Origin of the sequence: Kordia sp. SMS9, assembly GCF_003352465.1 — a bacterium.
Lineage (GTDB): Bacteria > Bacteroidota > Bacteroidia > Flavobacteriales > Flavobacteriaceae > Kordia.
Window position 1 is genome coordinate 3,056,104 of the sequence record NZ_CP031153.1, and the last position, 14,839, is coordinate 3,070,942.

Genomic DNA, 14,839 nt, shown 5'->3' on the forward strand with positions numbered 1-14,839 from the left:
AAAACAAGTTTAAAAACCTACTCTTCTTCGTCCAAACGATTATCGTCAAAACCTGAAGGCAAAATATTTGGAATGTACTTAATCACAATTGGAAGTAATAGCATGCCGCCAGGCAACATAAAAATCGCCAAACTCGGAATGCTTTTAAAAATATCTAGCAACTGTTCTTTCACTCGTTTTTGTTCTTCATCAGAAAGCGAGCGTGTGGTCGATTGTGTTAATAAAACCATCAATTCTTTACTTTCATACATTTCAGTAGCCAACCGTTTTTTATTCCGATTGATCAGCTTTGTCACCATATTGCTAGAGTTCTCATAAAAACTCTGAATCATATTGCGCGATTTTAACAAAGCGACCTCATCCTTATTTTTCTCATAAAAAAAGTGAATATCGTCAATGGATTTTTGCAATATTTCTTTGGGAATTTCTAAATCTTGTACCAACTGATCTAGAAATACACGTTCATCATCATCAATTACAGTGTCGGTCCAAAAGGTCATACACACCAAATCAATGATGTAATATTTTGTGAGCGGATTGTAAATATTTTGAATCACATCGTCATAATGCAGTCGTTCTCGATGCTCATAACGAAACGAAGATTCAAAAAGCTTGATGAGACTTTTATCATATTGTGTCTTTTCTTTCTTTAAATCTAATGCGATAAAAATGATGGTTTCAATGGTGGCTTCTAAATCTCGTAAATACTGATCAGTAACATCGCCAGTTTGCAAATATTTTTCATACGCCAACACATCTACAAATAGCAACGTGTTGGTAATTAAGTAATTGAAGTTCTTCGTGATGACATTATCATCAATGGCAATTCGCTTAGTAATCATGCTTTCCAGCAGATCGTATGATTTCTTTTTTCCCAAAAATAATTCTTGAAAAAAAGAACGTTTAAAGTCATCAACAATATTATAGAAATCGGTGACAGAATCTACAAAATCGCGTTCGCAATGATAATTTTTGTGAATAAAATCAAAGGCAAGCACCATATTAACTTTGCACAATTCTTCATGTGTCAAATCGGTGCGTTCCACACTATTAAAAATGGCCTTCAAATTTGTTCCATACACAAAACCACACGCTTTCAATTCGTTATACAAATCATCCAACGAGTAGGCAGTCGAGAATATTTCCTTAGATTTTGATTCGGCTAATAGTTTTTTGATCCAGCCTTTGGCAGATGGGTTCATGGTTCTTTTAGGTTCTATACAAAATAAAGCTACTCTGAACAAAGTAGCTTTATCAATACACTATTTCTTAATTTCTTATTGAATAATTCCACCACAACTTACACGTGCGCCAGCAGCTCCCGAAGGTTGCGATGTATAATCATCCGCACCTGCGTGTACAATGATTGCTTTTCCAACAATGTTTTTAGTTTTATCGTCACAGCCAATACACCATTCATCCGTTGAAAACTCCATTTCTGCGTATCCATCATCATCAGCTTCAAAGTTTCCAATATCGCCTTTGTGATATCCTTTTGGAGAACCCCATTTTCCATGTGGTTGTGCCGTTGGATTCCAGTGTCCACCAGCAGATTTTCCATCCGCAGAAGAACAATCAGCTTTTTCATGAATGTGAATTGCATGCACACCAGGTGTTAAACCATTCATCACTGCTAACATTTTTACTTTACCTTCTTCATTTTCTGTAAAAGTGACATTTCCTGTAACTTTACTTCCGCTTTTTGCTTCCAAATCAAACTTAATTTCTTTGTCGCCAGAAGAACAACTTACAGTCATGAACAACACTCCTGCAAGCATCATGAATATTCCTTTTCTCATTATATTTTTGGTTTTGAATTAGTATTTCTAAAATTTGTTTAACAAGGTAAGTAGATATTAAAACAAAAACAAACGAAATTCAGTGCCTAATCTTTAAATTCTTCTTTCTTCTTTAGATATTTGTCTAAAAATGAGAGGATTCGACTGTACGCTTCTATTTGATTTTCTTTTTTTACAAATCCGTGACCTTCATCTTCAAACAACACATATTCTACAGGAACACCATTTTTCTTCACGCCAGCTACAATTTCATCAGATTCTACCTGTAACACTCTTGGATCTTTGGCGCCTTGCAACACCATTAAGGGTTTGGTAACTTTATTCGTGTGGAATAGTGGAGAAATTCGTTTCAAGCGAACAGAATCTTTGGTGTTTGGATTGCCTAATTCCTTGTACAATGATTCTTTATACGATTCCCACCATGGCGGAATGCTTTTCAAAGTACGAATCCAATTGGTGACTCCAAAAATATTGACACCAACTTGAAACGCTTCTGGTGTGTACGTCAACGCTGCCATGGTCATATAACCGCCATACGAACCGCCAATGATTCCAATTTTATCGCTGTCAATTTCTGCTTGTTGGGCAAGCCAATTTTTTCCTTCTACACAATCTTGCAAATCGCCTTCACCATGATTTAAATCGTCCATTTTGTAGAATGTTTTCCCATAGCCACTACTTCCACGATTGTTCACGGCTAAAATTGCATATCCGTGATTTGTCAAGTATTGAACTAATGCACTAAACGACTGACGCGATTGTCCGCCTGGACCACCATGCACCCAAACCAATGCAGGAACTTTCTTGTTTGCAGACGCTTGTTTTGGCAAGTAATAAATCGCAGGAATTTCAGTATCATCAAACGATTTGTAACGAATGACTTTTGCCGTCACTAGATCATCAATATTAACAGCTTTGTTCAGTGTATTGGTCAATTGTGTTAACTTTTTTGTTGCCAAATCGTACACATATAAATTTGACGGCGTGTTTGATCCGCCCACATACATGCGCATCATGCTTTCATCTCGCGAAAAACCAACATTGGTAATACTTTTACTGCCAAAATCGGGCAATTCCAAGGGTTTTCCTGTGGCAACTTTCGTGATTTCAATGGCGTTTTTAGCATCTTCATTGATGTAGGTGACGCGATACGTTCCTTTATCCGTGATGTAACTTCCCATGATGTCCCACGATTTTTCTAGCACTTTTTCATGTGTTCCAGCTGCGATATTAAATTTCATCAAATATGAAAATTCGCCATCAGCATCTGTGGTATAATACAGAGAAGCATTGTCGCTTGAAAATTCTTCTGCATCGTTCGCACTTAGTTTCTCATTAACATTGGTAAACTTTTTTGAAGCCATGTCATACACAAATAAATTGCTATCATTTGTGTTGATACTCTTGCCAAGTGCCAAATACGATTTATCATCCGAAATACTTTCAATACTATAGCCGTCTTCATTTTTAAACATGAGTTTTGGCGTAAAAGTAGCAATGTCCATTTCATACAAATCCATAAAACGTTTGTCACGTTCATTCGATTGATAGAAGAAACTTTTCTTGTCTTTTGACCAACCTGCAAAGGAAGCTCTGGCACCTGCTGTCGTGGTCAATTCTTGAGCAGTTCCATCTGTGTTTTTTACGAACAAATGAAAAATTTCGTCTCCATTATTGTCCATTCGGTATAAAATACGTTCGTCTTCTGGGAAGAAGGAAATAGAGTATACTGAAACACTGTCGGATGCTGTAATCGGTGTGTATTCGCCACCTTTCACAGGAATTGTATACATGTTAAAAATTCCAGAACGGTTACTTCTAATCAATAGTTTCGATTTATCTGGAGAAAAACTTCCGCCAGATACACTTTCGTTGTCCATCATCTGCTCAATCGTGTATTGTTGAATCGATTGCGCAGTGTCTTTTTTTGTTGGTTTTGTATCGTCTTTACAAGAAATAAAGAAAATACACAGTACACAAAATATACTTAGCTTTTTCATGCGATTAATTTTTTAGTTGAATTGTAGTAGTTTCTTTAAATGGTGTAATGTCAATCTGTTCCATCTGAGAGCGATAGGCATTCCATTCTTCTGTAAAAAATGCATTTGTTTTGTCCAATGCATCTTTGAGTGCGTCTTCCGCATGTTGCATTAATTGCGTTTCGGTACTTGTTAATCCAGTTTTGCGCGAACCTGCATAACGACCAGCAACACCAATGCGTTGCATGACATTTACTTCAGGATTTCGTGTAATTCCTTGACGTTTGTCTACTTTTCCTAAATACAAGGCAATCACTTCATCAATTCGTTTGATGATATTTTTAGATGCTGTAATCGCTTCTTTGTGTTTTTTCTTGTCTAATTTGCTCAGCGTTTTTTGATAGGTTGTTGCTGCATTTTTGCTTTCCACCAATTGTTTTACAGCATCTGCAGCAGTTTGTGTCATGCGTTGAAGTTTCTTCCCAGCAGCATACGTTTCATCAATATTTTTTTGAGAAACGTTCAATCGTGGATCGCTTGCTACTTTAATATTTGTTTCTGTAGTTTGATCGCCGTAGGTCATTTTCAACTGATACATTCCGGGCTTTACGCGCATTCCGCCTGGTTCACGTCTGCGTTTGCGAATGGTTCTTGATGGTCTATCCACACCTTTTTCGTCCATTCTCCAATACAAACGGTTGATTCCGTTTTCTTTTGGAGCTTTACTTTTTAAGGTGCGAATCAACTTTCCATTGTTGAAAACTTCTAGTTTGATGGAATCCCACTTCACTTTCTTTTCGTCTTTCATATCATCAGCTTTCTTCTCTTCTTTAGAGTCTTTTTTGGCTGGTTTTGGCATGTCTTTCTTCTGAAAATAATACGAAATCATCGCACCACCTCTTTTATTTTCACCATGATACGTTGCATCTGCACCAAAACGACTTCCCGTAGGTTGTTGATACGCCGCTTGATATGCGGTTGGCGGTTCAAACAATGCAATATTTTTTGTAAGAATGCTTTGATCTGCGGCAATAGCACGCAACGGACGAATATCGTCTAAAACCCACGCAGCTCTACCAAACGTTCCAATCACCAAATCATGTTCCCGTGGTTGAATTACCAAGTCTTTCGTAGAAACGGTTGGATAACCTGCCGTCCATTTTTGCCATTTGTTTCCAGCATCTAAGGAAATATACAATCCATCATCCGTTCCTAAAAAGAGTAAGTTTCTATTTTCAGGATCTTCCACAATGGAGAGTGTATAACTTTTTACATCAGAAGCATCTACAATGCGTTCCCACGTTTTTCCATAATTGGTTGTTCTGTACGCATACGGTTCGTAATTGAAACGTCTATAATCATTGGCAACCAATAACGCTTCTCCTTGTTTTTTGTTGGAAGCTTTCACTTGCACAATCCAGCTTCCTTGCGGTAGACCTTTGATGTTTTTGGTAACTTCTGTCCATTCTTGTCCGCCATTTCGTGTGATATGAACGCGTCCGTCATCGGTTGCTGCCCACAACATATTTCGTTCTAGGGGAGAAGGTTCAATGACTAAAACAGTACAGTGATTTTCCGCTCCTGTAGCGTCCATCGTCAATCCGCCACTTTCCGCTTGTTTTAATTTTTCTGGATCGTTTGTTGATAAATCTGGAGAAATTACTTCCCATGTCAAACCTTTGTCGGTGCTTTTATGCACAAACTGACTTCCAAAATAGAGCGTACTATTGTCAAAAGGATCAATATTTATCGCTGCATTCCAATTGAAACGCAATTTTACATTTGCATTTGGATGTGTTGGTTTTACTGTATAATTATTTCCTGTCATCCAATCGTAACGCGATACAAAACCTTGCTGACTCATGGACCAACCGTAACGTGAATCGTCTTTATCTGGCACTACGTCAAAACCATCTCCAAACGAAATTTCTTGCCAATACGAATTGCGAATTCCTTGCGCGCGCCATACATACGCTGGTCCACGCCATGAACCGTTATCTTGCATTCCGCCATATACATTGTACGGATATTCATTATCTACATTGATATGATAAAACTGTGCAACGGGCAAGTTTCCTATAAAACGCCAGGTTTGTCCACGATCTTTGGTAATGTTCATTCCACCGTCATTTCCATCAATCATAAATTTTCCGTTTTCGGGATGAATCCACCATGCATGATGATCGGGGTGTACGCCATTATCAACTCCGTACGCTGGCATCAACTGTTTGAAGCTTTTTCCACCATCTTCCGAAACATTTACATACGTAAAAATGGTATACAATCTATTTTCATTTTGCGGATCTACATAGATTTCAGAATAATAAAACGGACGATTTCCAATGCCCGCTTTATCATTTACTTTCTTCCATTTGAATCCGCCATCTGTACTTTTGTAGAGTGCGTTCTTTTTAGCTTCTATCAATGCATAAATTATGTTTGGACTGCTTGGCGCAATGGCAACTCCGATACGTCCCAAATCACCTTTTGGCAATCCATCTTTATCGCTCAGTTTTTTCCAAGTTTTTCCACCATCATGTGTGATGTGTAAACCAGAACCTTTTCCACCAGATTTGAAAAACCAAGGATCACGTTTGTGTTCCCACATCGCCGCGATTAATTTATTCGGATTTGTTGGGTCCATAATTAAATCGGCAGTTCCAGTTTTGTTATTTGCGAATAGAATTTGCTTCCAAGTTTCGCCACCGTCGGTTGTTTTATACACGCCGCGTTCTGGATGTTCGCCCCAAGGAGAACCAATTGCGGCAGCATATACGATGTCAGGATTTGTCGGATCAATAATCACACGATGAATATGTCTGGTTTTCTCCAATCCCATGCGTTTCCAGTTTTTTCCGCCGTCTAAAGATTTGTAGATTCCGTAACCACCGTTGAGACTGTTTCGTGGATTTCCTTCTCCAGTTCCTACCCAAATCACACTTGGATTGGATTGTTGAATGGCAACAGCACCGACAGAAGCTGTGACTTCTTTATCGAAAATCGGCTTCCATTTGATGCCACCTGAAGTAGATTTCCAAAGTCCGCCTGAAGCCGTTCCGACATACATCACATCAGAATCGCTGTGCACAACATCAATGCTTGTGACACGTCCACTCATTCCGCCAGGACCAATGTTACGCGGTTTCATATTTTTGACCGTTTCCATAGAAAATTCCTGTGCAGAAAGATTCCAAACGGAAAAAGTAAGTAAAAGTAGGAGTAATTTTTTCATTGTATTTTAGGTTGGTTTTTTTAGTTGTTGGTTGTTGGTTGTTTGTTGTTTGTTTTTTTGTTACTGGTTATTCGTGTTTAAGTATTACAACCGTCAGTTCGTGTGCTAAATCTGTGATTTAGTGTATCGAGAACAGCTACGATTCTGTTATGGTTTTACATTTAATATTTAGCATCTCGACTGCGCTCGATGTGACACATTTTACATTTATAATTTCAAAGTACTTCTTGATACAATTTTTCTTCATTTCATTTCGACTACGCTCAATGTAAAACATTTCGAAAAATCACTTGAAGTGACGTTCCGAGATCATTTAAAATTTCAAAAATCGTCAATCAAAAATCAAAAATCGTCAATCAAAAATCTATTGATGTCCCAAATGACAACCACATCCTGGACGCATAAAGCTGTTGGCTTCTTCGTGCCAAGGAAATGCTGCGTTGTATTTGTTGTTTTCCCAATAGAATTTGCTGCGTTCTTTGGGTTCATTGCCAATTTCGTTCATGGTTTCGGTATCGTACAAACGACCGTTGATCATCGTATGTGTAATGCTTTCTGTATTTCTGATATTGTCTAGCGGATTTTTATCCATGATGATTAAATCTGCTAATTTTCCAACTTTCAGCGAACCGATATCGTTTCCTGCACCAATATATTCCGCAGGATTGATGGTTGCAGTTTTCAATGCTTCCATCGGTGACATGCCGCCTTGTTCCATCATCCATAATTCCCAATGCGCGCCGAGTCCTTGTAATTGTCCGTGTGCGCCCATGTTTACTTTGACACCTTTGTCAGACAAAGCCTTTACCGTTTTTGATACCAAAATGTGTCCATTTTCGTATTCTTCATCAGGTAACATCGTGCGATGTCTAGAACGCGCATCAATAATGCCTCTTGGTGTGTATTGTAGTAATTTTTCGTTTTCCCAAACGTTGGTGTTTTGATACCAATAATATTCACCATTGACACCGCCGTAGTTTACAATTAACGTTGGCGTGTAGCCAGTTTTGCTATGTCCCCATAATTCTAACACATCTTTGTATGCAGGTGAAACTGGAATGTTGTGTTCCACGCCTGTGTGTCCGTCCATAATCATAGTCATATTGTGATAAAAAGTAGAACCTCCTTCTGGAACAACTAAAATGCCTTCTTCGCGTGCGGCTTGCAATACTTGTTGACGTTGTTCACGACGCGGTTGGTTGTAACTTTTTACCGATAATGCGCCAAAGGCTTTTGTTCTTCTGATAGAAGAGCGTGCGTCTTCTAAATTATTGATCACAGCTTTAAAATCGCCATCAGCTCCGTATAAGATAAACCCAGTAGAGTAGAGACGTGGTCCAACGAGCGTACCATTTTTAACCAATTCCGACAAGGCAAAAACCGTTTCTGTATTCGCCGATGGATCGTGAGCTGTCGTGACTCCAAACGCTAAGTTTGCATAGAATTGCCAATGTTTTTGAGTGGTTAATCCGTAACGAAATGCGCCAATATGTGCGTGTGCATCCACCATGCCTGGCATGATGGTTTTTCCCGTCATGTCGTAAATTTTTGCGCTTTTTGGAATGCGAATATCTGTTCCAATGGCTTTGATACGGTTGTCTTTTACCAAGATAGTTCCGTTTTCTATGACTTGCTCATTTTCCATCGTAATGATGCGTGCATTTGTAAAAGCGATTTGACCGTTTGGTTTGTCTGTTTTTAATTGTAGATTGATCTTTGTGCCTTTTGTCGTAATTTCAGGTGTTTTTACTGGCGAACCTTCTAAGAATGTAAATTTATCTTTGATGTCGTTTGAAAAATATGCGTCACCCAAGGTCCACATTACTTTTTTACTGTCTGGCGACCAATGTAAGTTAACACCAGCATCTTTTGCGATTTGTGCCACAGGAAATGCCTTGGTTTTATTGTCTAAATTAACTGTTTGTCCTGTCAAGATCATTGGTGCTACATACGCTTTGTGCAGTTGCGAAAAAGCAATCCATTTGTTGTCTGGACTTGGCACCATTCGGTTTGCATATTTTGAGGTAAAGTGTGTGCGTTTGTCATTTCCTTGAAGATTCACACTGTGCAATGATTTTGTCAAGCTTCCAAAATACGTTCCGCCCGTTTGTAGAAAGATACGTTTTCCATCCGCAGAAAATATTGGGTATTCCCCTTGTGTGGTGACAAGTTTTGCATTACTTCCATCCGCTTTCATCGTATAGATTCCCGTATTTTTTGCATAGGTAAACCCTTGATCGCTGTTTCCACGTTCTTTTCGGTAGACAATATGTGTTCCATCTGGCGAAAAAGCAGGTGTTCGGTAACTTCCTTTTTCAGAAGATAGCTGCATGGAGTTTCCTCCATTTACTGAGATTTTTCGAACTGAACCTAAGTTTAAATCATTCCAAGTAACATACACAATTTCTTTTCCGTTAGGAGAAAAACTAGGTTCCGATTCAAAATCAGTTCCTTTTGTTAAGCGCTGAGGTGTTCCATTTGGTAGTTTCTTCTTCCATAAATACCCAACCGCATTAAATACAAGCATTTTTCCATCTGGAGAAGTTACCGCTTGGCGAATGACTTTTGCATCAAAGGTATCTGGTGCCACAGGTGTTTTAAACGAAATGGCATCTGCAATTTGAATCGTCGCGTTTGCCGTGAACGGAATGTTGGTTACTTGCAACGAAGCGACATTTATTTTCTGAATTTTTCCACCTGCCCAAAACACAATTTCTTCATTGTTTGGCATCCAACTAAAGTTTGGATACACACCAAATATTGCCCACGCTTCTTGCTGATCTTTGTCTAAAGCATCATATAATGGCCATTCTTCGCCCGTTGCTAAATCGTGTAAGTACAATACTGATTTTGTACGCACTCTTTTGATGAAGGCTATTTTTTTTCCATCTCTAGATATTTGTGGACGCGATGCGCCGCCAGGTCCGCCCGTAACTTGTGTGGTTTTTCCTGTTTGAAAATCGTAGCGTTTAATCACGTAGATTTGCTTGTTTGGATCTTTGTTGTATTGAAAGGATCCGCCAGGATATACATCTTCACTATAATATAGATAGCGTCCGTCAGGCGAAACAGAAGGTTCGTTTACGTCTTGCTGTGCATTTTTCTTTTTGGTGAGTTGTAAACCAGATCCGCCCGTAATGTGGTATTGCCATAGTTCTCCAGCACCAAGCGAACGCTGAGATGTGAAGTGTTTTCGAGCAACAAACGCGTTTCCATCGGGCATCCACGTAGAATTGTTAAGCAAGCGAAAATTTTCTTTGGTAATTTGTTTGGCATCAGAACCATCGGCATTCATTACCCAAATGTTATCGCCGCCGCCAGCATCACTTGTAAAGAGAATTTTAGCACCGTCAGGACTGAAATGCGGTTGTATTTCAAACGGAATTCCAGTGCGTAACGCTTTGGCAGTTCCCCCAGTAATGGGAATGGTATAAATATCACCCATCATATCAAAAACGATGGTTTTTCCGTCTGGACTTACGTCTAAGTTCATCCAAGTTCCTTCATTGGTAGTAAACGAATGGTCTTTGTAATTGAAGTCACCTTTAGGATTAGAAACATCCCATTTGTCAGTATTTTTTTTGTCTTGTGCAACAAGCATGCACGCAAAGAAAAGTCCAAAAAGGACTGAAAGATTGGCTCTTAACATTAGGTTTTTGGTTTAAACTCCCAATTTAGCCAATATCGTGTTAATATTTCTTAAAAGTGTGTTAAGGTGTTTTTGGGAAGTCTTAAAAAAAGGAAGTTCGTTGCTGTGTTATAAATTTTCATAAACGAAGTGTACAAAACACAGTGAATTTTAGGGTGTTTTTACCCTTGAAACCTTATCAGAAAACAACTACTTTTATACATTAAAATTAAAAAAAGTCATGAAGCTACAAAATAAGACATTCGTTAGATGGAGTATGGCAATTATTGTATGTTGTTTGTTTTCATCTTGTTATACTGTGCGATTGAAGAATGTATACGGTGATGCAAAGCCCGATCCTATGAACGATAGTAAGGATTATTACAGATATATGGATGTTGAAGAAATTGATACTGTCATCACCATAAAAGCTACGGATAAGGATTTTACCATGTTGATTAAAGATTGCGGAACCAGTGGAATTCATACCATAGAATATCGAAATACGTTTGGCGGTGTGTTGTTAAGCGCAGTCACTTTTGGACGGAAACGCAGAGTGCGTGTGAAATATGTATGTATGAAACCTCAAAACTAAGGAAGCATGGCAACGACAAAATCACACCCAAAAAGTTCTTGGGATACCTTGCACAATAATGGACCTTTTCCATTGAAAACCTTGCATGTGACCGAATTGGAAGGTTCAGCAAATATGTTTTCCAAATATGATCGCTACAATGATGCCGCCAAAGAAATTCAGCGTTTACTTCGCGAAGCCGCCGATAAAAATGAAGGTTTTCGTCCGTATGGTTCTGCGTGGTCATTATCACATATTGCACATCAAAAAGACAATATGCACTACAATGGTTTTATGAGTATTCATATTCCGATTCCTGAATCATTATCGCATGAAGATTCCGCGTACGCGAATGAAAACTTATTCTTTTTTGAATGTGGAAATACGATCAAACGGATTTCAGAAGTGTTAAGTTCGCATGGGAAATCGCTCAAAACTAGTGGTGCAAGCAACGGACAAACGATTGCAGGTTGTATTTCTACAGGTGTTCACGGTTCGGCGTTGAATGTGGGTTCTATTCAAGACTATGTTGTGGGATTAAACATCATTATTGGTGATAAACCAACGGATATTGTGTATTTGGAGCGACATACGAAACCTGCACTAAACGATAATTTTGCAGAAAAAATAAACGCCCGCGTCATTCGAAACGATCATTTGTTTAATGCTGCTTTGGTTGGTTTGGGCGCGTTCGGATTTATACACGGCGTTGTCATTGAAGCCGAAGATCGCTTTCTGTTGAAACGTTATGTAAAGAAAATAAAGAAAGAATTGGCATTGGAATTGGCAGATACGATGGATTTTGAAAATTCTACTTTTAAAATTGAAGGTGAAGTAACTGCTGATGGCAAACCAAATCGTCCGTATCACTATAAAGTATTCATCAATCCGTATACAAATGAAAGCGAATATGTGGTGGAAGTGATGTATAAAAAACCGTATCAAGTTCCGTATCCTGATCCGTTTCCTGTGATTAAAACCTCCTTATATAAAGACTTGATTTATTTGTTGATTAAAATTTCGGAGAAGTTTCCAAAAAGCATTCCTTGGTTCATTAAGCAATTGCGCAAAACCATTCTTCCTGCAGTCAATGAAGAAACCTTGGGAACGTTGTACGAAACCTTTTGGGACGCACCATATCAAGGTCCAGCGTTTGCCTGTTCGGTAGGAATTGATCATACACATTCGTCCAAAGCCTATAAAGTATTGGAAGAAATGACACAGAAAGAAGGACCAATTCCAGGGATTTTTGCCATGCGATTCGTTAAACAAACTGAAGCAACACTCGGTTTTACAAAGTTTCCAATTACGTGTATGTTAGAGATTGATGGCGTGTTATGGGAAAAATCTCGAAAAATAATGAGTTTGACAGAATATTCACGACGTATGATTGAAGTATTGCAAGAAAACGACATTCCATTTACCATTCATTGGGGAAAAAATTCGGATTGGCAATTTCCGAATTTGGTAAAAGATATGTTTGGCGACAAAGTAACGGAATGGAAAAGCTATCGCAACGGATTGCTTTCCACAGAAATGCAAAAAGTATTTTCAAACGGTTTTTTAGAAGACACAAAATTGAACGAGCCAAACGAAACAAACGAAGAAGATTTGATTGTTTCACTGTAAAGACAGAAACTTTTGTTAAGGAAGTTGTGAAAACTATTAGAATTTAATAATTTAGAAACGCATTAATACAACTGATTTTGAGTTATGCTGTTAACTTTTTCGAAACGCATTCGGTACAGACACCGAATATTGATGCCAGCGAAATCGAAAAATTTACGGTGGCTGGTTTAGAGGTGTCAGATTATTATTTGACGTATGAAAAATACAGTGTACTTCAAAATCCGTTTCGAAAATTCCCCTATTATTCAGCCGTCAATGTGAATGGAAAACAGTTCCATAAACTAAAGAGAGCGAGTATTTTTGAAGGAAGTGAGCGTTGGGCAAAAGACGAGCGTATTCCGCCAGAAACACAATGGGGAAATGCGTTGTATAATGCTAAAAAGTATGATTTTGACAGAGGACATCTCGTAAAACGTGAAGATGTACAATGGGGAAATGATGAAGAAATTGCACGTTCGGCAGCACGTTCTACCTTTTATTACACCAACGCAGTGCCGCAGGTGAGTAAATTGAATCGAGGTGTTTGGAAACGTATTGAAAATTATATTTTGCACCATGAAGTGGTAAAAAACGATATGAAAATCTGTATGTTCAGCGGTCCTGTTTTTCGGGAAGACGATCCTGAATTTTTAAAAACTGTCAATGATGAAGTCGTTCGGTTGCCATATTTGTTTTGGAAAGTGGTGTATTATGTAAAGAATGGAACATTGCACAGAGCAGGTTTTTTAACGAGTCAACACCGACAAATGCAGAAAAAGCGCATCATCAAGCCTGTAAGTCGCTCTGAAGAAAGTGCTCGAGTTGCACATTTTAATAGATTTAAAGATGCAGAAACCTATCAAGTAACCGTATCTTTCATAGAACAAATTAGTCAGTTATCGTTTGAAGCTGCGGCAGAAATGTTTCAAAATGACGATCCAGAACGTATTATTCTATCGCGTGTAAACGTTCGCAGTAGTAATAATGAAAGTGTACAATTAGAAGCACAAGCAAATAGTATGAATTTAAAATTATAAAGTTATTTCAAATACAATTAACATATTATTCATTAAAGCCAATCCAATTGACAGTGATACACTGCGTTTGGATGTGGAAGAAAATGCCATACGTGATGTTTTAGGAAGTAGTGAGGATAAAAATAAATTTGATTTTGAATCGAGAGGCGCTGTTACCAAAGATCTTCTCATAGACCATTTACTTAAAATAAAACCCAACATTTTGCATATTTCTGGACATGGAAATACCGATGAACAATTATTATTGGAAGATGTAGAAGGCTATACCGAAGAAGTGTCAATTCAGAAATTATCAAACGTTTTGTCAGGTTTCAAAGATCACATTCAGTGTGTATTTTTAAATACCTGTCACAGTTTGGCTGGAATTGAAAATTTTAATGAAAACATCGCGTATATCATTGGAATGAACAAAGAAATTCCTGATGATGTGGCGATTAGTTTTTCAAGAAACTTCTACAATGCGTTGTTTAATGGGCGAACAATTAAAGATTCTTTTAAAATTGCGTTATCGCGAATTGCCATGACCGATCAAGGTGATGAACACATTCCGAAATTGATTGTGAATGTTGAAGCAGTCGTACATGCAGGAAAAGAAATTGAGCAGCAGAATGAAAAGAGCGAGCACAATTTGATCAATACCATCATTTCAGAAGCAGAAATTGCCGAAGCTAAAAATAGCTATAAACGCAGTATTAAATTTCATTATAAAATCATTTTTGGTGCTATTGCGGTGAGTATTGGATTGTTCATCTTTTTATATATGAATGGAAATAATGACTTAACATCGTCACTTATTGGTTTGATTCCGAGCGCGTTGGGGAGCTATCCGTTTATGGAAATTCAGAAGCGAAGAAACAGAATTACACTCATACGCGTATTTGAATTGAAGCGCAAACGTCTCATCAATGCGCTGTCACAATTATCTCCCACGGAACGTCGCGAATTGAACGAAGAATTTAAGCGATTGATCATTATTTAAAAA

At 38.2% G+C, this 14,839-nt stretch carries 9 protein-coding genes; 4 read left to right on the forward strand and 5 right to left on the reverse strand.

The genetic code is table 11. The features are described from left to right. Window positions 1-17 precede the first annotated feature (17 nt). From KORDIASMS9_RS13335 to KORDIASMS9_RS13355, 5 genes are all read right to left on the reverse strand, one after another. Entirely contained in the window at window positions 18-1,202 is a 1,185-nt protein-coding gene (locus KORDIASMS9_RS13335) for an LETM1-related biofilm-associated protein (protein ID WP_114903308.1), read from the reverse strand. Window positions 1,203-1,277: 75 nt separating this feature from the next. Continuing rightward, a complete protein-coding gene (locus KORDIASMS9_RS13340) occupies window positions 1,278-1,757 on the reverse strand; it encodes a superoxide dismutase family protein (RefSeq protein ID WP_371412773.1) in 480 nt (159 codons plus the stop codon). 128 nt (window positions 1,758-1,885) lie between these two features. Next, window positions 1,886-3,799 carry a S9 family peptidase gene (locus KORDIASMS9_RS13345; RefSeq protein ID WP_114903310.1) on the reverse strand — a complete coding sequence of 638 codons (1,914 nt, stop codon included), beginning with the start codon at window positions 3,797-3,799 and terminating at the stop codon, window positions 1,886-1,888. A 4-nt stretch (window positions 3,800-3,803) separates the two neighbouring features. Then, on the reverse strand, window positions 3,804-7,010 hold the full coding sequence (locus KORDIASMS9_RS13350) for a hypothetical protein (protein WP_114903311.1): 3,207 nt from the start codon (window positions 7,008-7,010) through the stop codon (window positions 3,804-3,806). A gap of 364 nt (window positions 7,011-7,374) precedes the next feature. Further along, a complete protein-coding gene (locus tag KORDIASMS9_RS13355) occupies window positions 7,375-10,659 on the reverse strand; it encodes an amidohydrolase family protein (RefSeq protein WP_114903312.1) in 3,285 nt (1,094 codons plus the stop codon). A gap of 220 nt (window positions 10,660-10,879) precedes the next feature. Between KORDIASMS9_RS13355 and KORDIASMS9_RS13360 the strand changes: the two genes are divergently transcribed. The 4 genes from KORDIASMS9_RS13360 to KORDIASMS9_RS13375 all read left to right on the forward strand — a co-directional run bounded on the left by KORDIASMS9_RS13360 (window position 10,880) and on the right by KORDIASMS9_RS13375 (window position 14,836). Then, complete coding sequence (locus tag KORDIASMS9_RS13360) at window positions 10,880-11,233, forward strand: hypothetical protein (protein ID WP_162819947.1); 354 nt, start codon at window positions 10,880-10,882, stop codon at window positions 11,231-11,233. A gap of 6 nt (window positions 11,234-11,239) precedes the next feature. After that, window positions 11,240-12,841, forward strand: coding sequence for an FAD-binding protein (locus KORDIASMS9_RS13365; protein ID WP_114903314.1), 1,602 nt, complete (start codon window positions 11,240-11,242; stop codon window positions 12,839-12,841). A 77-nt stretch (window positions 12,842-12,918) separates the two neighbouring features. Next, window positions 12,919-13,857 carry a DNA/RNA non-specific endonuclease gene (locus tag KORDIASMS9_RS13370; RefSeq protein ID WP_162819948.1) on the forward strand — a complete coding sequence of 313 codons (939 nt, stop codon included), beginning with the start codon at window positions 12,919-12,921 and terminating at the stop codon, window positions 13,855-13,857. A 73-nt stretch (window positions 13,858-13,930) separates the two neighbouring features. Continuing rightward, window positions 13,931-14,836: a CHAT domain-containing protein gene (locus tag KORDIASMS9_RS13375; RefSeq protein WP_162819949.1), complete on the forward strand. Its 906-nt coding sequence runs from the start codon at window positions 13,931-13,933 to the stop codon at window positions 14,834-14,836. Window positions 14,837-14,839 lie beyond the last annotated feature (3 nt).

What these genes read in the sequence shown, in the direction of transcription:
- KORDIASMS9_RS13360 (WP_162819947.1), top strand. Translation starts at nt 10,880, where the DNA reads ATGAAGCTACAAAATAAGACATTCGTTAGATGGAGTATGGCAATTATT.
- KORDIASMS9_RS13355 (WP_114903312.1), bottom strand. Translation starts at nt 10,659, where the DNA reads ATGTTAAGAGCCAATCTTTCAGTCCTTTTTGGACTTTTCTTTGCGTGC.
- KORDIASMS9_RS13345 (WP_114903310.1), bottom strand. Translation starts at nt 3,799, where the DNA reads ATGAAAAAGCTAAGTATATTTTGTGTACTGTGTATTTTCTTTATTTCT.
- KORDIASMS9_RS13340 (WP_371412773.1), bottom strand. Translation starts at nt 1,757, where the DNA reads ATGACTGTAAGTTGTTCTTCTGGCGACAAAGAAATTAAGTTTGATTTG.
- KORDIASMS9_RS13335 (WP_114903308.1), bottom strand. Translation starts at nt 1,202, where the DNA reads ATGAACCCATCTGCCAAAGGCTGGATCAAAAAACTATTAGCCGAATCA.
- KORDIASMS9_RS13365 (WP_114903314.1), top strand. Translation starts at nt 11,240, where the DNA reads ATGGCAACGACAAAATCACACCCAAAAAGTTCTTGGGATACCTTGCAC.
- KORDIASMS9_RS13350 (WP_114903311.1), bottom strand. Translation starts at nt 7,010, where the DNA reads ATGAAAAAATTACTCCTACTTTTACTTACTTTTTCCGTTTGGAATCTT.